The 18,048-nt window shown below is 69.8% G+C and carries 19 protein-coding genes, 1 other RNA gene and 1 pseudogene; 9 read left to right on the top strand and 12 right to left on the bottom strand.

All coding sequences use genetic code 11. The annotated features are described in order from the left end of the window. The first annotated feature begins 26 nt into the window (after nt 1–26). Both NCC78_RS06340 and NCC78_RS06335 read left to right on the top strand, forming a co-directional pair. Nucleotides 27–527 carry an NUDIX hydrolase gene (locus NCC78_RS06340; protein ID WP_250792299.1) on the top strand — a complete coding sequence of 167 codons (501 nt, stop codon included), beginning with the start codon at nt 27–29 and terminating at the stop codon, nt 525–527. 1 nt (nt 528) lies between these two features. Beyond that, nucleotides 529–1,302: a nucleotidyltransferase domain-containing protein gene (locus NCC78_RS06335; protein ID WP_250792297.1), complete on the top strand. Its 774-nt coding sequence runs from the start codon at nt 529–531 to the stop codon at nt 1,300–1,302. A 7-nt stretch (nt 1,303–1,309) separates the two neighbouring features. Here NCC78_RS06335 and NCC78_RS06330 read toward each other — a convergent pair whose 3' ends face one another. Further along, nucleotides 1,310–2,176, bottom strand: coding sequence for an AraC family transcriptional regulator (locus tag NCC78_RS06330; RefSeq protein ID WP_250792295.1), 867 nt, complete (start codon nt 2,174–2,176; stop codon nt 1,310–1,312). Nucleotides 2,177–2,409: 233 nt separating this feature from the next. Then, nucleotides 2,410–2,790, bottom strand: a complete 381-nt coding sequence (locus tag NCC78_RS06325) for a VOC family protein (protein ID WP_250792293.1) — start codon at nt 2,788–2,790, stop codon at nt 2,410–2,412. Between the two features lie 186 nt (nt 2,791–2,976). On the opposite strand from NCC78_RS06325, the gene NCC78_RS06320 reads away from it, so the two are divergent. The 3 genes from NCC78_RS06320 to NCC78_RS06310 all read left to right on the top strand — a co-directional run bounded on the left by NCC78_RS06320 (nt 2,977) and on the right by NCC78_RS06310 (nt 4,666). After that, entirely contained in the window at nt 2,977–3,387 is a 411-nt protein-coding gene (locus NCC78_RS06320; protein WP_250792291.1) for a VOC family protein, read from the top strand. Nucleotides 3,388–3,566: 179 nt separating this feature from the next. Continuing rightward, complete coding sequence (locus tag NCC78_RS06315) at nt 3,567–4,031, top strand: helix-turn-helix transcriptional regulator (protein WP_250792290.1); 465 nt, start codon at nt 3,567–3,569, stop codon at nt 4,029–4,031. Then, the gene (locus tag NCC78_RS06310; RefSeq protein WP_250792288.1) at nt 3,959–4,666 is read left to right on the top strand and encodes a VOC family protein; all 708 of its coding nucleotides are present in this window, start codon (nt 3,959–3,961) and stop codon (nt 4,664–4,666) included. Before NCC78_RS06315 ends, NCC78_RS06310 begins: the two co-directional genes overlap by 73 nt. A 194-nt stretch (nt 4,667–4,860) precedes the next feature. On the opposite strand, the gene NCC78_RS06305 is transcribed toward NCC78_RS06310, so the two are convergent. From NCC78_RS06305 to NCC78_RS06280, 6 genes and pseudogenes are all read right to left on the bottom strand, one after another. Continuing rightward, nucleotides 4,861–5,574, bottom strand: coding sequence for a transposase family protein (locus NCC78_RS06305; RefSeq protein WP_250792286.1), 714 nt, complete (start codon nt 5,572–5,574; stop codon nt 4,861–4,863). A gap of 322 nt (nt 5,575–5,896) precedes the next feature. After that, complete coding sequence (locus NCC78_RS06300; protein ID WP_250792284.1) at nt 5,897–6,970, bottom strand: hypothetical protein; 1,074 nt, start codon at nt 6,968–6,970, stop codon at nt 5,897–5,899. Further along, on the bottom strand, nt 6,967–7,458 hold the full coding sequence (locus tag NCC78_RS06295; protein WP_250792330.1) for a SigE family RNA polymerase sigma factor: 492 nt from the start codon (nt 7,456–7,458) through the stop codon (nt 6,967–6,969). Before NCC78_RS06295 ends, NCC78_RS06300 begins: the two co-directional genes overlap by 4 nt. A gap of 468 nt (nt 7,459–7,926) precedes the next feature. Then, nucleotides 7,927–8,163, bottom strand: a pseudogene (locus NCC78_RS06290) (tyrosine-type recombinase/integrase); the annotation flags it as partial. Between the two features lie 196 nt (nt 8,164–8,359). Beyond that, a complete protein-coding gene (locus tag NCC78_RS06285) occupies nt 8,360–9,148 on the bottom strand; it encodes a GNAT family N-acetyltransferase (RefSeq protein WP_250792280.1) in 789 nt (262 codons plus the stop codon). A 147-nt stretch (nt 9,149–9,295) separates the two neighbouring features. Further along, nucleotides 9,296–10,174, bottom strand: coding sequence for a sigma-70 family RNA polymerase sigma factor (locus NCC78_RS06280; protein WP_250792278.1), 879 nt, complete (start codon nt 10,172–10,174; stop codon nt 9,296–9,298). 69 nt (nt 10,175–10,243) lie between these two features. On the opposite strand from NCC78_RS06280, the gene NCC78_RS31980 reads away from it, so the two are divergent. From NCC78_RS31980 to NCC78_RS06265, 3 genes are all read left to right on the top strand, one after another. Then, nucleotides 10,244–11,011, top strand: coding sequence for an SDR family oxidoreductase (locus NCC78_RS31980; RefSeq protein ID WP_284706255.1), 768 nt, complete (start codon nt 10,244–10,246; stop codon nt 11,009–11,011). 260 nt (nt 11,012–11,271) lie between these two features. Further along, nucleotides 11,272–11,739, top strand: a complete 468-nt coding sequence (locus NCC78_RS06270) for a suppressor of fused domain protein (protein WP_250792277.1) — start codon at nt 11,272–11,274, stop codon at nt 11,737–11,739. A 1,067-nt stretch (nt 11,740–12,806) separates the two neighbouring features. After that, nucleotides 12,807–13,262, top strand: a complete 456-nt coding sequence (locus tag NCC78_RS06265) for a VOC family protein (protein ID WP_250792275.1) — start codon at nt 12,807–12,809, stop codon at nt 13,260–13,262. Nucleotides 13,263–13,611: 349 nt separating this feature from the next. Here NCC78_RS06265 and rnpB read toward each other — a convergent pair. Next, an RNA gene (rnpB, locus tag NCC78_RS06260) (RNase P RNA component class A) lies at nt 13,612–14,029 on the bottom strand. Between the two features lie 259 nt (nt 14,030–14,288). On the opposite strand from rnpB, the gene NCC78_RS06255 reads away from it, so the two are divergent. Then, the gene (locus tag NCC78_RS06255) at nt 14,289–15,050 is read left to right on the top strand and encodes a sulfite exporter TauE/SafE family protein (RefSeq protein WP_250792274.1); all 762 of its coding nucleotides are present in this window, start codon (nt 14,289–14,291) and stop codon (nt 15,048–15,050) included. A gap of 114 nt (nt 15,051–15,164) precedes the next feature. Here the strand turns inward: NCC78_RS06255 and mctP are convergent, their stop codons facing one another. From mctP to NCC78_RS06240, 3 genes are all read right to left on the bottom strand, one after another. Then, the gene (mctP, locus tag NCC78_RS06250) at nt 15,165–16,826 is read right to left on the bottom strand and encodes a monocarboxylate uptake permease MctP (protein WP_250792273.1); all 1,662 of its coding nucleotides are present in this window, start codon (nt 16,824–16,826) and stop codon (nt 15,165–15,167) included. Next, on the bottom strand, nt 16,826–17,068 hold the full coding sequence (locus tag NCC78_RS06245; RefSeq protein WP_250792272.1) for a DUF3311 domain-containing protein: 243 nt from the start codon (nt 17,066–17,068) through the stop codon (nt 16,826–16,828). Before NCC78_RS06245 ends, mctP begins: the two co-directional genes overlap by 1 nt. A 234-nt stretch (nt 17,069–17,302) precedes the next feature. Beyond that, nucleotides 17,303–18,048 (bottom strand): histidine phosphatase family protein (locus tag NCC78_RS06240; RefSeq protein WP_250792271.1); only part of this gene is annotated, 746 nt, incomplete at its 5' end.

Below are 18,048 nucleotides of genomic sequence, written 5' to 3'. Positions count from 1 at the left end.
CGCCCGGGCCGGGTTAGGGTCGCCGGATGGGCGTACCGGACTACATCCTGCGGATGCGCAAGCACGTCGGCCACGATCTGCTCTGGCTGCCGAGCGTCAGCGCGGTCGTCCGCAACGCCGACGGCGAGCTGCTGCTCGGGCAGCGCGCCGACGACGGCCGCTGGTCGGTGGTCAGCGGCTTCGTCGAGCCGGGCGAGCAGCCGGCCACCGCGGTGGTCCGCGAGGTGCGGGAGGAGACCGGCCTGGAGGTCGAGCCCGTCCGGCTGAGCAGCGTCGTCTCGCACCCGCACACCTACCCCAACGGGGACCGCTGCGAGTATTTGAACCTCGGCTTCCAGTGCCGGCTGGTCGGCGGCACCGCCCAGGTCAACGACGACGAGTCGCTGGCCGTGGGGTGGTTCGCGCCGGACCGGCTGCCCGAGCTGGACCGGCACGCCCGGCTGACCATCGCGCACGCCCTCGGCGGGGAGGCGCCGGCGTGGTTCCTGCCCGCCGGCGCGGCCTGGACCGAGTCCGGGAGGGACTGACGTGGATTCCGCTGTGCGTCGCTACCTGGCCGACCTGGTCGGCACCGCCCGTGACGTCCTCGGCGACGACCTCGTCGGGGCGTACGCGGCCGGCTCGGTCGGTCTGGACGCGTACCAGCCGGGGCGCAGCGACGTCGACGTGGCTCTGGTCAGCGCGGACGCCCTCGACCCGGCGCGCAAGCGCGAGCTGGTCGCCCGACTGCGGCACGAGGCGCTGCCCTGCCCGGCGCGCGGGCTGGAGCTGGTGGTCTACCGCCGCGAGGTCGCCCGCGCCGGCAGCCCCGAGCCCGGTTTCGAGGTCGAGCTGAACACCGGCCCCCGGATGCCGTTCCGGGTGACCTGGGCCGCCGGCGACCGGCCCGCCGAGGACGGACTGTTCTGGTACGGCCTGGACCGCAGCATCCTGCACCAGTGCGGGCACACCCTGCTCGGGCCGCCGGCCGCCGAGACGTTCGCCGACCTCGCCCCGGCCGACCTGCGTCGCCTGCTCGTCGACGCGCTGCGTTGGTGGCTCGCTCTGCCGACGCCGCCCGGTGACGGACCCGCACCCGGGGCCGAGGACGCCGTGCTCGGCGCCTGCCGGTCGCTGGTGAAGGTCCGCCACGGGGTGTGGCTGTCGAAGACCGCCGCCGGCCGGCGGCTGGTCGAGGACGGCTGGCCCGCCGACCTCGTCGAGCGGTCCATCGCGGCCCGCGACGGTGGCCCGCCGCCGAACGGCCGCGAGGCCCGCGCCTTCCAACGGCAGGTCCTCGACGAGATCAGCGCCGAGGGGTAGGCACCGGTCAGCCGGGGACGTGCTCCACCGGGATCCACAGCTCCGCGTCCGCCTCGGTGCCGTCGGGCGAGATCCGGGTACGCGAGATCTCCGGCCCCGGCCGGGAGCGGTACGGGTTGGACGGGAACCACTGCGTGAAGACGTCCCGCCACAGGTGCTGCACCGCCTGCGGGAACGCGCCGGAGGTCTCGAAGACCGCCCAGGTGCCCGCCGGCACGGTGAGCGCGTCCATGTCCTGCGGCGCGTCCGCGCCGGTCACCACGCCGTGCCAGTAGTCCAGCTCGGTGCCCTCCTCCCGGCTGCCGGCCAGGTTGTCGCTGACGTTGACGACGCCCCGCGGCTCCTGGTCGGACAGCGCCTCGATCCGGCGTACCGTCTCCGGGTCGATGCCCTTGATGAAGGCGACGATCGCGGGGTTCATCCCCTCGTGCACGAGCGGTACGCGGGCCTTGCGGCCCACCAGCCGGAACTCCTCCTTGCGCACGATCTTGTATCGCATGCTGCTGCTCCCTTCGACGACGAGTCGGAAGGACATCCGGGGCTGCGAGCGCAACGCGGCCCCCGTACGCCGGGCCTCGCCGGGGCCCACGCCGTGCACGGCGTGGAACGCCCGGGCGAACGCCTCGGTGGAGCCGTAGCCGTAGCGGACCGCGATGTCCAGCAGCGTCCGCTCCCCCGCGAGCACCTCGGCGCCCGCGACGGTCAGCCGCCGGCGACGGATGTACTCGGACAGCCCGACGCCGGCCAGCGCGGAGAAGACCCGCCGGAAGTGGTACTCCGACGTCACCGCGATCCGCGCCAACTCAACCACCTCGATCCGCTGGTCGAGGTGGCGCTCGATGTGCTCCATGGCCTGGTTGAGCCGCTCCAGCACCCGGTTCTCCTTCCCTGTTCCGAGCAGCAACGCTAGGCGGGAACAGGGTGCCGCACCCGACATGCTGTGCCCGGTCCGGTCGGGTGGCACGAGCTCAGGGGCGGGCAGTTGCCCCATGGCGGAGAACGGTGAGCGCCGGCTGCGGACGTGGCTGCGCGGGTCGGATTCCGCGCCAACCCGCCACAGCCTCTCCGGGAGCTGTCATCCCTGGATCGCCCCGGGGCCGGCGGAGGTCAGGGCCAGGTCCTGGCGTGGGCGTCGAAGAACTCCGGCGGGCTCTCCACCGGCAGGACGCAGACCAGGTGCCCGCCCGGCACCCGCAGGACGCGGCACTCCTGCCACCGCGCCACCTGCGTGGCGCCGAGGGCGAGCAGGCGGGCGGTCTCGGCCTCGACGTCGTCGGTCTCGAAGTCGAGGTGGAAACGGGGGGCGTCGTCGACCACCTGCACGGCGGTGACCAACCCGGGCAGCGCCTCGTGCAGGGTGATGAACTGCGGTTCCGAGGGGACGGGCTGCGCCGGGACGCCCAGCGCAGCCGACCAGAAGGCCGTCGACCGGGCGGCCTCGGCCTCCGGCGCGTCGATCAGAATGGCGTAGACACGGCTCCGATGCATGCGCCGCAGGCTACCGAGTCTCCTGCTCCGCCGCAGGCCTCGGATCCCGGGCGCCGCCGGCTCGGCGTCTCCCCCGGCCAGGACCATCGGGTCGGCGGCAGGGGCCAGCCACCGGGTGTGGCGAAAGGCCAGATCGATCAGGAATCGAGAAGTGCAGGCCAGGGCGCCGGACCTAGCCTGATCGACATGGACATCACCATTCACACCAGCTTCCTCCCGCATGTCGACCCGGACGCCTCCCTGGCCTTCTACCGCGACACCCTCGGCTTCGAGGTCCGCAACGACGTCGGACAGGGCAAGATGCGTTGGATCACGGTCGGCCCCGCCGACCAGCCCGACACGTCCATCCTCCTGGCGCCGCCGGCCGTCGACCCCGGGGTCACCGAGGAGGAGCGCCGCACCATCGCCGAGATGATGGCCAAGGGCACCTACGGCTGGATCCTGCTGGCCACCCGGGACCTCGACGGCACCTTCGAGAAGGTGCAGGCCGGCGACGCCGAGGTCGTCCAGGAGCCGACCGAGCAGCCGTACGGCATCCGCGACTGCGCCTTCCGCGATCCCGCCGGCAACCTGGTCCGCATCCAGGAGCTTCGCTGAGCCGTCCGGTCACCGATCCGGCCATGACGGCCGGCGTCGCGACCACCTGCGAAGAATGCGGCGGCCAGCGCTTCCGGGCCGTTGTCCTCCACCATGCCCTCGGCGGCCGCACCATCGCAGGAGCTGCTCGCGATGCCGGCCGCCGAGGGCGAGGCGGGATCGACGAAAGGAGTTCTCTCATGTGTCACCCCTCGTGGGGGCGCGCACTCGCCGCGGCGCAGCACCTGAACGACCTCGCGCGACTGCGCCGCGTCCGCGACCGCATCGACCGGGAGTACGCACAGCCCCTGGACGTCGAGGCGCTCGCCCGCGGCGTGCACATGTCCGCCGGGCACCTCAGCCGCCAGTTCCGGCTCGCCTACGGCGAATCGCCGTACTCGTACCTGATGACGCGGCGCATCGAACGCGCGGCGGCGCTGCTGCGGCGCGGCGACCTCAGCGTCACCGAGGTCTGCTTCGCCGTCGGCTGCTCATCGCTGGGCACCTTCAGCACCCGCTTCACCGAACTGGTCGGCGTGCCGCCCAGCGCCTACCGGCGCAGCGCGACGGGCGCTGCGGCGGGGATGCCGCCGTGCTTGGCGAAACAGGTGACCAAACCGGTCAGGAATCGAGAAGCGCCGGTCGCCGAGCCGCAAATAGCGTGATGGCCATGGCAATCATCGAATCCGTCACCCTCGACGTGGCCGACCCCACCGCCGCCGACCGCTTCTACACCGCCGCCTTCGGTCTGGACACGCAGATCCGCCTGCAGGCCTCGCAGGCACCGACGACCGGCTTCCGTGGATTCACGCTGGCGCTCACGGTGTCCCAACCGGCCACCGTCAACGCCCTCATCGGCGCAGCCCTGGACGCCGGTGCCACGCCGCTGAAGCCTGCCGCGAAGTCGCTCTGGGGCTACGGCGGTGTCGTACAGGCGCCGGACGGGACGATCTGGAAGGTCGCGACCTCGGCGAAGAAGGACACCGGCCCGGCCACCCGGCAGATCGACGAGATCGTGCTCCTGCTTGGAGTCGCGGACGTGGCCGCGAGCAAGCGGTTCTACGTCGAGCGCGGCCTCGCCGTGGCGAGGAGCTTCGGCCGCATGTACGTCGAGTTCGCTGCGGGGTCGAGTCCCCTCAAGCTGGCGCTGTACCGGCGCCGTGCCCTTGCCAAGGACGTCGGCGTCGCTCCCGACGGCACCGGGTCGCACCGGCTCACGATCGGCGGCGATGCCGGGCCGTTCACCGACCCGGACGGGTTCGCCTGGGAGGCCCCATCGCTGGCGGCACCCACACGCTGAGGTGTCACTGCCGCCTGCCCTATCTGGCCGCCGATCTGGGACGGGACCGCGTTCCTCATCTCGACGCCCACGCCCGGGCGGACGATCCGGTCCGCCCGGGCGTTGGCAAGGTCGGCCATCATCTGTCCTGGCGTTGTACTAACGATCTCGTGCGCAATTGGGTAGGGCCGTGAGCTGCGGTGATGGGGCTTCGGCTACCAGGTGATCATGCGGTCGGACACTAGCCCGGCGACGGCGTCGATGGTCTCGGCTAACAGTTCGCGGCGGCCGGTGAAGCGTTGGAGTTGTCGCCACCACTTCAGCTCGGCGATGGCGTGCTCGACGGGAATCCGTTGTGATGACTGCTGTTTGCGTTCGGCTTCCCACGCGGTCTGACGTGCCGGTGGTGCGCCGGGGCGTAGTTTCAGCGGCGGAGCTACGACCTGGCCCGGATGTGCCTTGGCCAGTCCCTGGTAGCCGGCGTCGACCAGCACTGTCACCTGCGGGTGGGCGTCCAGCAGGGCATCAATGCCCTCGACGCGGGCGGCGGTGGTGTCGTGCATCCGGCCCGGCCGGTGCCCACCGCACCACAGCGTCGCCCCGTACTCATCGGCCACGACGGTGGCCTTGATCGTGTTCTGCTTGACCTTGCCGGACACGAACGCCTTGCGGCCAGGCCGGCCAACGCGAGGTCGACGGACCCGAATCTCTGTGGCATCCAACCGCAGCGTCACACCTTCGGCAGCGGCGTAGGCGAACACGTCCGCCAGAGTCCGCAGCCGGACTCCGCTCGGGCGGGCGAATCCTCGACCGGCCAGCAACGGCCGGACCTGACCGATCGCCCGGGTCACGGTCGAGCGGTCCACCCCGAACGCCACCGCCAGGGCTTCGTGCGGCACACCCAGACGCAGATGAGCCAGGGTGATCACAAGCCGGTCCGTGAACCGAAGCGTCAACCGCCGACCGGCACCCGCAGCCCGCCGCCGGTGGCCGCCGCGACGGGCGTGCAACCTACCCTCTCGCCCAGCAAGCCACACCACCCGCAGCTCGTCCCGCAGAAGATGCAGATGCCGGCGGGAGATTCCCGTGAACGAAGGATGGCTGAACACACGACGAGCCCACCGGATCGACACCAGAAGATCATCACCTACGGTGGATCACCGTCAAACGACCCTCCTATTGCGCACGAGATCGTAATTGTTTCTCCGCACAAGCGGCAGTGATTTAGCGGCGCGGGCGCTCGTACCTCAATCAGCTGGTCGTTTCCAGGCCACCCGCCACCAGCAGCGCTTGGGCAAGGCCATAGTCACCCCGTGTGAAGACCTCCAGATAGGGGTCAAACACACGGATCCAGGCGGTGTGGTTCTGCGTGTTGCCGGCCGGGTCCAGCACCTCGTAGCTCCAGCCGTTGCGCAGTCGTGCTTCCCCCGCCGTCGTTCCGGTGGCAGGTGTCGTGCCAGCCGACGGAGCGGTGCCTGGATGGAATACCGCCATGGCCGATACCGATACCTCCACCGTCCCGGCGGGGCCGCGGAGTTGGAGCCAGCCCGCTGACGAGTCGGCAGTGGTGCGGCAGCCGGTCAGCCGGGCATCCTCGGGCATGGCCGTCACGCGTACCCGCACCGCGCACTGGCGGGTGACGTCCAGGCGTAGGGTGCTCGCGAATGCGATGATCTCCTTGCGCGGCACCGGACCGCGGAGTGACAGCTCTGCCCGCACGCCTGGAGTGGGCTCCCAGGAAACAATCGTCTGGGTCTTGTCGCTGAGCGGGTGCCGGCCGGTGGTCACCGTCGCCGGATGCCCGGCGACCGACACGCCGGTCTCCTGCACTTGCGGCTCCCGGGGCGGCTCCGACGGGTCTGGCGCCGGAGCCGGGGATGCCAGCGAGACCAGCGTTAGGTCCGCGAAGAACAGGGTGTCATCGTGATTGTGCGGGTCGTCCAACGTTACGGTGTTTCCCCACAGTGACATCTTTTCCACGCCGTCGATTACCGACCACTCCACGGTGCGTACCGGGTAAGGGAACCGGCCCACTCCGAAGTGGATCATCAGCGGGTCCGAGCCCACGGTTGTCGTTACCGCCGCCGGGCCGGTGGCTGAAGGCGATCCGGGCACGGCGTACCCGCCGGAGGGCGGCTGGGGGAGGAGCAGGGCTGCCAACCCACTCACCGCGAGCACTGCGGCGGCCGCGCTACCACCCGCGACCATGCGGATTCGCCGCCGCCGTGCCACCGCGGTCGCGCCCGCCAGCAGCGCCGCAGCATCGGTGTCACCGTCCGCACGGGACCGCAGCGTTTCGACCAGGTTTTCCATGTCCGTGCTCATGACCGTGCCTCCTCGGGTTCACTCAGCTGGACTCGCATGGCCGCCAGTGCGCGCATCGCGTGCGTGCGCACGCTCGTCCGCGAGCAGCCCAGGATCTCGCTGATTCGGCTGTCGTCAAGATCCTCGTAATAGCGCAAGGCGATTACGGCCCGCTGCTGCGGTGGCAGCAGCCGCACGCGCTCCCACAGCACCAGGCGCTCGGCGGCACCGGCGCTGGAATCCTCGACCGAGGCGAGCGTGTCCGCCCTCAGGTCCGCAGGCATCTCGCGGCTGGAGCGCTGGCGCCACCAGGATGCGTTCAGATTGATCAGCATGCGCCGTACGTACAGGTCTGGCTGGTCGGCACGCACGATTCGCGACCATCGCGGGTACGCGCGGGCCATCACCTCCTGCACAAGATCTTCCGCACGGTGCGCATCATCAACGAGCAAACGCGCTAGCCGGACCAACGCGGGGCCGCGCGTCAGCACGTACTCGGTAAAACTCACGCCATCCGTCACGCACTACTGACTACCTGACGGCGACGTTCTGTTGACCGGTGGCGCATTGAAGATCCGTGGCGGGTTGGACCTCTTCCTATCCGCCCGGCATCTCCGTAGCGCCGGGGTTCGGGAGGGGATCCTGGTGGGGGCGTTTCCGCCGCTCAAGCCACCTCTGCTCGTAGCAGCGCAACTGCCTTCCTAAACCGTGTGGCGGCACAGCCATCCGTACAGCCGACCACGGTCCAAGATCAGGTCGTCCTCAGGGCGGCAGGGCGTCTTCAGGGCGTCGAACGCGGACCAATGATGACCACGGACACCCATAGACGGCCTGACATACAACCAGGTGGCAGCCTGATCGAGGCTGCGACCTGGTGGGCGACGGACGAGTCGACCTGTACGCCGGATTCTGGTGAGAGCATGGGCGCTGAGCTGCGCAAACGTCACCATTTCCCTGCCTCACGGCGTCTCGGGCCGTCAACCAACCCCGGGCCGCCAGAGGTCGATGGCGTTGCGGGTGCGTTCCTCGCTGGCCGGCATGAGGTGGGTGTAGACCCGGAGGGTGAAGCCGGGGTCGGAGTGGCCGAGGTACGAGGCGAGGGCCTTGATGCTCTCTCCCGCGTCGAGCAGCGCCGAGGCGTAGAAGTGCCGTAGGGCGTGCATGCCGGTCGACCTGGACGGCACGATGCCGGCAGCCGTGACGGCGCACAACCAGAGCGGCGACGCCGAGCCGCCGGCTGCCCGCTGCCGGGTCGTCCGACAAGAGATGCGCGACAGATCTCCGTCAGTTGAAGTGCGACATGTACCAGGGAACTTGGCAGCAGGCCGTGCCGCCTGGACGCACGCAAGTAGCCGATGAGCGGACGGGGTGCTTCGTTTTCGGGTCCGGATGGGGCCGTAAGAGGGGCGCTCACCGCCGCCAGATGTAGGGCGTTGTTGTCGAGACCTTGACCAGACCGGAGCGTTCGAGGATTGGGCGCGAGTACTCGGTCGAGTCGCTGTTGATGAGCGTCTTGCCCATACCGAGTGCTGAACGGGCTCGCGCGGCCGTCAACGCGCGGTAGATCCCACGACCGCGCCACTCTTCACGGGTCGCGCCGCCCCAGATCCCGGCGAAGTTGGTCCCGCGCGACGGCTCCAGCCGGCCGGCACTGACGATCCGCCCGTCAGCCTCGGCAACCCACAACTCCATGCCGTCGTCGCGGGCCAGACGGCGCAGCAGGGCGTTCGCCGTGTCATCGCTGACAGGGCTCTGGAAGACCTCGTCCTGCATCCCGCTCATCGCGCGGACATCTGCCTCCTCGGTGACCCGACGCAGTGTCACGCCCTCGGGCAGCGGTACGTCGACGGCGAGTAGCCGCGCCTCGCCGAGCATGATCGACTCAGGCTCCCCCGCGGTGAAACCGTTTTCTAGCAACGCCTCGTGCAACCCCGGCGCGTGGTCGTGCCCGCGGGTCTTCCACTCGACCCGGCTGATCTCAGGGTCCGCCTGATAGTGATCGAGCGCCTCTGGGACGAGTCGCCGAATCGTATCGACGCCAGCGCCGCCGAGATCGCGGTAGGTGACAAACCCACGACCACCCGCGAAGGTCACGAGGCGGAGTGGCCCGTGCCGGGTGATCGAGACCGCGCTCGGCGTCTCCGCATCAGTTCGAAGTTGCTCGTCATAGGCCGCGAGGAGGCGGGCGGAGTCGATCATGTCCGTGACGGTGCAATGGCGGAGCCGAAGGAGCAACTGGTTTTCGAGCCATCCCCCGCAATCCTGACCTTCGCCGCATGGTGATCATCCGCGCCGGTCCCTGCTTGCCTGGCGCGAACGCATCGGTGAGGCAGGGTCGCCGAGCCGTCAGGCCAGGGTGATGTCGAAGGTCTGGAGACGGTCCGGGTCAGCGGTGATGTCGATCGTGGTGACCGTGGTCCCGGTGAAGGTGAACCGGATGACCAGCGAGGCCCGGCCGAGTGGGGCCATGACGAGTGCCGGGCTTCCGTTGATCAGGGCCAGGGCGGTGAAGCGGGCGCGGGGGGCTGCGGCGAGGGCGCTTCTGGCCACGGACAGGGCGCCGTGGAGGGTGAGAGGTTTCCCGGCGCCAGTCACCGCCGCGTCGGCGCGAAGTTCGACCTCGGGGTCGAGCAGGGTCAGCAGCGCCGTGAAGTCCCCTGTCCGCGTTGCCGCAAGGTACGCCTCGACCGCGTGACGCTGGCGGGCCGGATCCGCAGCCTGGGCCACGGTGCCCCGCACCTTGTTGCGAGCCCGGCTGGCGAGCTGCCGGACGCTGGCGGGACTGCGCTGCATCATGTGCGCGATGTCGCCGAAGGCCACGTCGAACATGTCATGCAGGACGAACGCGATCCGCTCCGCCGGGCTCAGCCGGTCGAGCACGACCAGCATCGCCAGCCCGACCGAGTCGGCCAACTCGGCCTCCTCCTGCGGGATCCGGTCCTCGTCGGCCGCCCTGAGCCAGTCGGATGTGTAACTGTCCAGTGACTGCTCACGCCGGGCCTGCCGCGCCCGGAGCAGGTTGAGGCATACGCGGCTGACCACGGTCGTCAGCCAGGCCGCCAGGTTCTCCACCCCAGACAGGTCGGTCCGGTCGAAGCGCAGCCAGGCCTCCTGGACCGCGTCGTCCGCCTCGGCGCTGGATCCAAGCATCCGGTAGGCCAGCGCCCGCAGCCGGGGCCGCTCAGTCTCGAACCTGACGAGCGGCGAAGGATCTTGGATCACCATGTCACATTCCTAACCCGGGCCGGGTCGTAGCCGTGTTGCACCGCAAACCTACAAGAGGGAGATCAACAGATGTCCTCCACCACTCTGGTCACAGGCGGCACCGGTCTTCTCGGCTCACAGGTGGTTCCGCTGCTTCGGCAGGCCGGGCACACGGTCCGGGTGCTCAGCCGGCACAACCGGCAGCCGGGCGACGGCGTGGAGTACGTGGCCGTCGACCTGCTGACCGCAGACGGTATCGACGACGCGCTCAACGGGGTAAGGACCGTACTACACCTCGCCGGAGGGCCCAAAGGCGACGATGTCAGCACCCGGAATTTGGTTCTGGCCGCCCAGCGGGCGGGCACCGTGGAACACCTGGTCCTTATCTCGGTCATCGGCGCGGACGCCGTGCCGATCGGCTACTTCGCCCGCAAGGCGGAGGCGGAGCGGATCGTGGCCACCTCGGGTATCCCGTACACGATCCTGCGCGCCGCGCAGTTCCACGAACTAGCCCTGAAGACCGTACGGGCCATGGCGAAGACGCCAATCCAGCTGGCGCCCGGCGGGGTCCGCTGGCAGCCGGTCGCTTCCCGTGAGGTGGCAGCCCGGCTGGCCGAGCTGGCCCTGGGCAACCCTGCCGGCCGGGTCCCCGACCTGCCCGGACCGCGCACCTACACCCTGGAGGAGCTCCAGGCTAGTTACCTGGCCGCCGTGGGCAAGCACCGGATGCGGCTTCCGATCCACGTCCCAGGCAAGGCCGGTAGGGCTTACCGGTCGGGGGCTAACCTCACCGTGGGCGTGCCTACCGGCAGCGACACCTGGGAGCAGTTCCTGACCGCGCAGACCACTCACGCCTGAGGGCCGGCCTGCCAGGACCACCACGAGGCTTCGGATAGTCCCAGCACATACTTGACAGATCCGTCCCAGCACATGCTTGACGATTGGCCTAGATATCCCTCGCCGCCGGCGGTGTGGCTGCTGGCGGTCCAGGCCGAGGCGGCTTGGGGCATGATCGGCGCGTGGCCAGCCGCGTAGAGAACTACCTCGCTCATCTTGACCGTCTCAGCGGGGGTATCGAACCCAGATTCCTACCGGTCGCCTCCACCAAGGAAGGCCTGATGGGTGTCACCGTCATCGCTTACCAGCACCTACCCGACGACCTGGCGACTGCCCTTACCTACGGCGTCTCGCTGGCAGAGCATCCGGACTGGAAGCTTGGGAGCCCGGAGCTGTGTATCAGTGCCCGTTCGCAGGATGACCGGTGGGCTTGGGCGGTTGGTCACCTCGGAGAGAGCCTCCGCGGATCATGTCCCTTCAGCTACGGCAACATCATCGACTTCGGCGAGCGGATTTCCACCGAGTCGGACATGACGGCGTTCGTTGTCGGTCCGCCAAGCGTGATCGAGGCCGCAGACCGCCGCATCGATGTCGGCGGACCCGGACACGAGGGGCACGACATCGTCCATCTGGTCGGCATGTACCCGATTCACGAGGCGGAAGGGCAATACATCCGCGACCAGGGCCTCCAATCCTTCTGGAACCTCGACCGGGACCTCTACGACGTCACGCGGCAGCCCGCCGTTTGATCCCCGCGTCCGTTGACTCTGGCGGCGGGCCAGCCGCCGAGGCACGTCAAGGATGTGGTGGGACGCGAGTGTCAAGCATGTCCCGTGACGGGACAGTTGCTCACCGGTTGGCATTGCCGAATTCCGCTCTATCAGATCAAGGCGGCCCGCAAGCGGGCCGCGCCGGCCCGGCCCCGGCCTGCTGGCGACCTTCGGCCGGCATCGGCCGGGCCGGCCGGCCACGCTGAGGGACGACAAGGACCAGAAGACCTCGGGGCTCCGCCCCGAACCCCGACCCTCCTCGGAGATCAGCTGGCGTGGATCTCCTCGCCGGGCACCACAAGGGCTACCAGCCTCCCTGGACGGTCTGCCGACTGCCCGACGAGGAGATCCACGCCTCCGCGATCGGCCTGCTTGGAGGTCGCGCAGATAGGCAGGGACCATGACGGCGAACACCTCGTCCACGCCGCCGCACTCCCGGCGGAGATTTCTTTCGACCTCGGCCGCCGCGATGGGGCGCAGCGGGCCGCTGGATCCCTCGGTCTGCTCCCCACCCAGTCGGCTGCGGCAGCCGAAGCAGGCCCCGCCGCGGATGGCCGGCAGGCGGCAGCACGAACGGCCTCGGCAGCGTCTCGCAGGCACGTACGGGGCCGGGATGCGCTCCCAATGGCGGTACGCCACACGCGTCCGGTAACCCGTCGAGCCGGGCCCCGTGCACCTCGTAGATCGCCCATTTGATGCATGTCACTCCGCCAGGTGCTTGTAGCGTGGACCGTAACGAAGCAGCGCTGTCCCGCCTGCTGGACCGCAACCGAACCACTCGTCACCGGCAGCGGGCCACGGACCCTCGCGACGGAAATCCGGCCAGCACAACCTCCGGATCCTCCGCGACGTGGCCCAATCGGGGGTAACGTCCGGCGGTAGGAACAGCGGCGGCAGTAGCCGCTCCCGCTCCTCGATCACAGGGGCGTTGATCCGGTCTTGGTGACTGATGGCCGGCGGGAGCCCGGGTGGCCCGGGGCCAGGACCAAAGGGTTCCCGCCGTCGGCACAGAACACCGCAGACAGGACAGACAAGGAGTGGGTACGATGGACGTCAATCTTGAGGTGGTCACGATCCCGGTGTCGGATGTCGACAGGGCGCTGGAGTTCTACCGGGATCGCCTGGGCTGGCGACTGGACGCAGACATCAAGGTCAGCGACGACGTCCGCATCGTGCAACTGACCCCGACTGGTGACGGCCATACGTCCATCGCGTTCGGCAAAGGCCTGCCGATAGCCGCTGCACCGGGGTCGATGCGGCACCTAGAGCTAGTGACCTCCGACGTCGTGGCCACACGGGAGGAGCTGGCCCAGCGGGGCGTCGACGTCACCGAGGTCTACCACGGCCACGGCGGCGCTTTCTGGCCCGAGGCGCGCCAACCCGGCCCCGACCCCGAACGTCAGAGCTACAACTCGTACGCCTCATTCCAGGACCAGGACGGAAACGGCTGGACGCTGCAGGAGGTCACTACCCGCATGCCGGGTCGCGAGGCCCGTTCGTGACATTACAAGCCGCGCGGGGTTGGGCAGGTAGACGCTGGCGGTCAACTTGATCTCGCAATGCGTAGGTCACCGTGCCATCCACGTGCCAGTAGCCAGTACCCCAGGCGGTCGCCAGCGGGCACGAACGGTCACACGCCTCTTGCCTTGACCTGGGCCACCAGGTGCTTGCCAGCGATGATCTTCGTCCTTCCAAACTGAAGCTTTCACGCCCTCAAGATCAGGGCGTCTCCAGGGCGTCAGGGCGTCTCCAGGGCGTCGAACGCCAACCAATGATGACCGGCACCGCCCATAGACAGCCTAAAATACAGCCAGGTCGCAGCCTTGATCGAGGCTGCGACCTGGTGGGCGACGGACGAGTCGACCTGTACGCCGGATTCTGTGCGCGACGCGTACCCCCGAAAGGGCCCGCGCCGGCGGCGGTCATCCATCTCGGCCTACCGTTGCCGGCAGGCTCATGCGGCCTACCCGCAGACATCGGGCGGGCAACCCTCAAGCGTCTGCGCCGGGTCGTCACCTTGCGGTGACGACCCTTGCTTGGCCTTGCTCCGGGCGGGGTTTACCGAGCCACCCCGGTCACCCGGGGTGCTGGTGGGCTCTTACCCCACCGTTTCACCCTTACCGTCCCCGATGGGGCCGGCGGTCTGTTTTCTGTGGCACTGTCCCGCGGGTCACCCCGGGTTGCCGTTAGCAACCACCCTGCCCTGTGGAGTCCGGACGTTCCTCGGCGGCGGGCCGGAGCCCGCCGACGCGACCGCCCGGTCGACTCGTCCGTCGCACCCTCATCCTAACGACGCCACGCCCGCGTCTATTGCCACCCCGCCCCGCCGGCTCCGGCCCCCACCCCGGCGACATCGCGCTGTTTCACGGAAAGAGTGCCCATCACGCCCCGGATGACCACTCTTTCCGGGAAACAGGGCGCACGCCACGACCCGGCGGGGTAGCGCGGCCAGGAGGTGGTGGGGGCCAGGTCACCAGGGGGCACCGCGGCCGGTGGGAGGGCGGCGTGGGTACTAGCCTCGGGGAATCATGGATCTTTCCGACGCCGCGCTGCTGCTCGCCGCCGGTCTCGCCGCGGGCACGGTCAACGCGGTGGCCGGTGGGGGCTCGCTGATCACCTTTCCGGCGATGATCGCGGTGGGCCTGCCGCCGGTGCCGGCCAACGTGAGCAACTCGGTGGCGGTTTTCCCCGGGTACGTGGCCAGTGTGGCGGGGAGCCGGCGGGATCTGCCCCGTCGCCGGGCGCTGGCCACGCTGGTGCCCACCACGATCGTCGGCACGGTCGCCGGCGCCCTGCTGCTGCTCGCCACCCCGGCACGCGCGTTCGAGCTGGTGGTGCCGTTCCTGGTGCTCGCGGCGACGGCGGTGCTCGCCTTCCAGGATCCGCTGCGCCGGCTGGTCGGGCACCCCCGGGACCTGTCGCCGCGCCGCCGTACGGTCACCGTGCAGGCCATGGTCGCGCTCGGCGCGGTGTACGGCGGCTACTTCGGCGCGGCGCTCGGGGTGATGCTGGTCGCCGGGCTGGCCCTGGTGCTGGACGCGACGCTGGCCCGGGTGAGCGCGATCAAGAACCTGCTCTCCGCCGTGGTGGGGCTGACCACGCTGGTGGTCTTCGCCCTCCTCGGCCCGGTGAACTGGGCGGCCGTCGCGCTGGTCGCCCCGGCCACGCTGATCGGTGGATACGCCGGCGCGCGGCTGGTCCGCCGGCTCCCGCCGGTGGTGCTCAAGACCCTGATCGTCGTCTTCGGCACGGTGATCGGCCTCTACCTTATGTGGCGCGCCCTGCGCTGAGCCCCGCCCAGAGCGCCGTCGTTCCTACCCGCCCTCGCCGATCCGGGGCCGGTCGTCGCCTGTGGAGATCCACATCCGACGTCCAGCCCCGGATCGCGAAAGGGGCAGGGTGGGTCAGGCCACGGGTTCCGGGGCGGCGTCGGCGTCGCGGCGCTCCCCCGGGGTGACGCGGGGATCGCCCTCGTCGGCGAAGTAGTCGTCCCGGGCGGTGCCGTCGACGCCCTCGGTCACCTTGGCCGCCCGCAGGATCAGCGTCAGGATCACCGCCACCAGCAGGTTGACCAGGACGGCCACGATGCCGACGTAGATGGTCTTCTTCGTGTCGAAGCCGAAGTCGGCCAGCGGGAACCCTGAACCGCCGAAGTGCTTGCGGTTGAGCGCGGCGTTGGGGTGCGGGATCTGGTAGAGCATCCACATTCCCAGGCCCATGCCGGCCGCCCAGCCGGCGATGAGCGCACCGCGGTGGAACCACCGGGTGTAGAGGCCCAGCGCCACCGCCGGCAGCGTCTGGAGAATGATCACGCCGCCGATGAGCTGGAGGTCGATGGAGAACTGCGGGTCGAGGAAGACGATGCAGGCGACCGCGCCGACCTTCACCACCAGCGAGGTGATCTTCGAGACGTTCGCCTCCTGCGCCGGGGTGGCGTCCCGCTTCAGGTACTCCTTGTAGATGTTGCGGGTGAACAGGTTGGCCGCCGCGATCGACATGATCGCCGCCGGCACGAGCGCCCCGATGCCGATGGCCGCGTACGCGACCCCGGCGAACCAGTCCGGGAACTGCTGGTCGAACAGCAGCGGCACGACGGTGTTGCTGTCCACCGTGCCGGCGGTGGCCCCGGGCAGCGGCTTCACCCCGGCCGCGATCGCCATGTAGCCGAGCAGCGCGATCAACCCGAGCAGCAGGCTGTACGCCGGCAACGCGGACATGTTCCGCTTGATCACGTCGCGGTTCTTGCTGGCCAGCACGCCGGTGATGCTGTGCGGGTAGAGGAAGAGCGCCAGCGCCGAGCCGAACGCCAGGGTGATGTACTGGAGCTGGTTGTTGGCGTTGAGCAGGATGCCGTCGTTCGTGCTCGGCGACGCCTGGAACTTCGCGTCGGCGGCGGCGAAGATGTCGCCCCAGCCACCCAGCTTGTACGGCAGCCAGATCACCGCCACCAGGATGACGATGTAGATCAGCGTGTCCTTGACGAACGCGATCAGCGCCGGGGCGCGCAGCCCCGACTGGTAGGTGTAGGCGGCCAGGATCGCGAACGCGATGATGATCGGCAGGTGGCGGGCAACCGTGCTCTCCCCGGTCACCCCCATGGTCTTCAGCACCGCCTCGATGCCGACCAGTTGCAGCGCGATGTACGGCATGGTGGCGACGATGCCGGTGATGGCGATCAGCAGCGCCAGCACCGGCGAGTCGAAGCGCTTCCGGACGAAGTCGGCCGGCGTGACGAACCCGTGCCGGTGCGAGACCGACCAGAGCCGGACCAGCACCAGGAAGACCAACGGATAGATCACGATGGTGTACGGCACGGCGAAGAAGCCCGCCGCGCCGGCCCCGAACATCAGCGCCGGCACCGCCACGAACGTGTACGCGGTGTAGAGGTCACCGCCGACGAGGAACCAGGTGATCCAGCCGCCGAAGCTGCGTCCGCCCAGTCCCCACTCGTCGAGGTGGGCCATGTCCTTGGGCGCCCGCCACCGGGCGGCCACGAAGCCCATCGCGCTGACCAGCAGGAAGAGCAGCGAGAAGACAATGATCTCGGTGAGATGGTCACGCCACATCAGCGATCACCCCGCTTCTTCGTCATCTGGTACACCAGCGTCGTGGTGGCCACGCCGAGCAGGATGTACGCCAGTTGCAGCCAGTAGAAACGGGGAAACCCGAGGAGCGCGGGCGAGTCGTCGTTGAAGAACGCCGGGATCAGCGGCACCAGGATGGGTATGAAGAGCAACCAGTTCCAGGGACTGTGGTCCTTCGCCCTGGAGCGCGCCGTGGTCGGCGCCTCCGGTTCGGGTGCGGCCATCTGACACACCTCCGGTCAGTCGTGGTTCGGCATGTGACGGCCGGAGGCTACGACCCTGTGAGTGCCGTCACGTCCAACCGCCCAACCCCCCTGCGCCGAACGGCCCCCCGTCTGCGCCGAACGGCGTCGCCCCACCCCGCCCACCCGTCGCCCCTCATACACGGAAAGAGTGGCCATTCTGCGGAGAATGGCCACTCTTTCCGGGAAAGTGCGCGTCGAACCGGGGGTGGTGGGTCAGGTGGTGGGGAGGTGGGCGGTGTCGTTGACCGAGCGGACGGCGACGCCGCCGTCGGGCCACATGTCGAGCACCGAGATGCCGGCCGCGTCGAGGAAGAGCCGGTGCAGGAAGCCGTCGCCGGCGTCGAGGGCGTCGCGCAGCACCAGCTTGATCGGCGAGACGTGCGAGACCACCACCACCGTCTCCCCGGGGTACGCCCCGAGCAGCGCGGTGACCGCCCGGCCGCTGCGCTGGGCCACCTCGGCGAACGACTCCCCGTCCGGCGGCGCCACCCGGGTCGAGGCGAGCCAGGCGTCCATCTCCCCCGGCCAACCCTCGCGCACCTCGGCGAAGGTACGCCCCTCCCAGGCCCCGAAGTCGCACTCGATCAGGTCGTCGTCGCGGCGTACCGGCAGACCGCCGAACGCCCCGGCGATCGCCTCCGCGGTCGCCGTACACCGGGACAGCGGCGAGCTGACCACGGCCGCGACGGCCGGGGCCAGCTCCGCCACCCGGGCGGCCGTGGCCCGGACCTGGGCGCGGCCACGCTCGGACAGCGGCACGTCGCCGCGGCCGGAGTAGCGGCGCTGCTCGGTGTACGCGGTCTCGCCGTGCCGGACCAGGATCAGCCGGGTGGCCGTGAAGCTCGGCCGCGGCTCCCAGGAGGCGGGCGCGGTCGCCGGATCGGTGCCGGTGGTCTTCGCCGACGCGGCGCGGGCCGCCACCTCGCGGGCCTTCGCCCGGGCCGCCGAATCCGGGCCCG

It is taken from the genome of Micromonospora phytophila (genome assembly GCF_023656545.1).
Classification (GTDB): domain Bacteria; phylum Actinomycetota; class Actinomycetes; order Mycobacteriales; family Micromonosporaceae; genus Micromonospora; species Micromonospora phytophila.
The sequence above is the reverse complement of the archived record's forward strand: the minus strand, read 5'-3'. Positions and strand labels throughout refer to the sequence as shown.

Bases quoted from the DNA above. Each gene is read 5' to 3' on its own strand.
- NCC78_RS06340 (WP_250792299.1), top strand. From the start codon at position 27: ATGGGCGTACCGGACTACATCCTGCGGATGCGCAAGCACGTCGGCCAC.
- NCC78_RS06325 (WP_250792293.1), bottom strand. From the start codon at position 2,790: ATGCATCGGAGCCGTGTCTACGCCATTCTGATCGACGCGCCGGAGGCC.
- NCC78_RS06320 (WP_250792291.1), top strand. From the start codon at position 2,977: ATGGACATCACCATTCACACCAGCTTCCTCCCGCATGTCGACCCGGAC.
- NCC78_RS06315 (WP_250792290.1), top strand. From the start codon at position 3,567: ATGTGTCACCCCTCGTGGGGGCGCGCACTCGCCGCGGCGCAGCACCTG.
- NCC78_RS06300 (WP_250792284.1), bottom strand. From the start codon at position 6,970: ATGAGCACGGACATGGAAAACCTGGTCGAAACGCTGCGGTCCCGTGCG.
- NCC78_RS06285 (WP_250792280.1), bottom strand. From the start codon at position 9,148: ATGATCGACTCCGCCCGCCTCCTCGCGGCCTATGACGAGCAACTTCGA.
- NCC78_RS06280 (WP_250792278.1), bottom strand. From the start codon at position 10,174: ATGGTGATCCAAGATCCTTCGCCGCTCGTCAGGTTCGAGACTGAGCGG.
- NCC78_RS31980 (WP_284706255.1), top strand. From the start codon at position 10,244: ATGTCCTCCACCACTCTGGTCACAGGCGGCACCGGTCTTCTCGGCTCA.
- NCC78_RS06270 (WP_250792277.1), top strand. From the start codon at position 11,272: ATGGGTGTCACCGTCATCGCTTACCAGCACCTACCCGACGACCTGGCG.
- NCC78_RS06265 (WP_250792275.1), top strand. From the start codon at position 12,807: ATGGACGTCAATCTTGAGGTGGTCACGATCCCGGTGTCGGATGTCGAC.
- NCC78_RS06255 (WP_250792274.1), top strand. From the start codon at position 14,289: ATGGATCTTTCCGACGCCGCGCTGCTGCTCGCCGCCGGTCTCGCCGCG.
- mctP (WP_250792273.1), bottom strand. From the start codon at position 16,826: ATGTGGCGTGACCATCTCACCGAGATCATTGTCTTCTCGCTGCTCTTC.
- NCC78_RS06245 (WP_250792272.1), bottom strand. From the start codon at position 17,068: ATGGCCGCACCCGAACCGGAGGCGCCGACCACGGCGCGCTCCAGGGCG.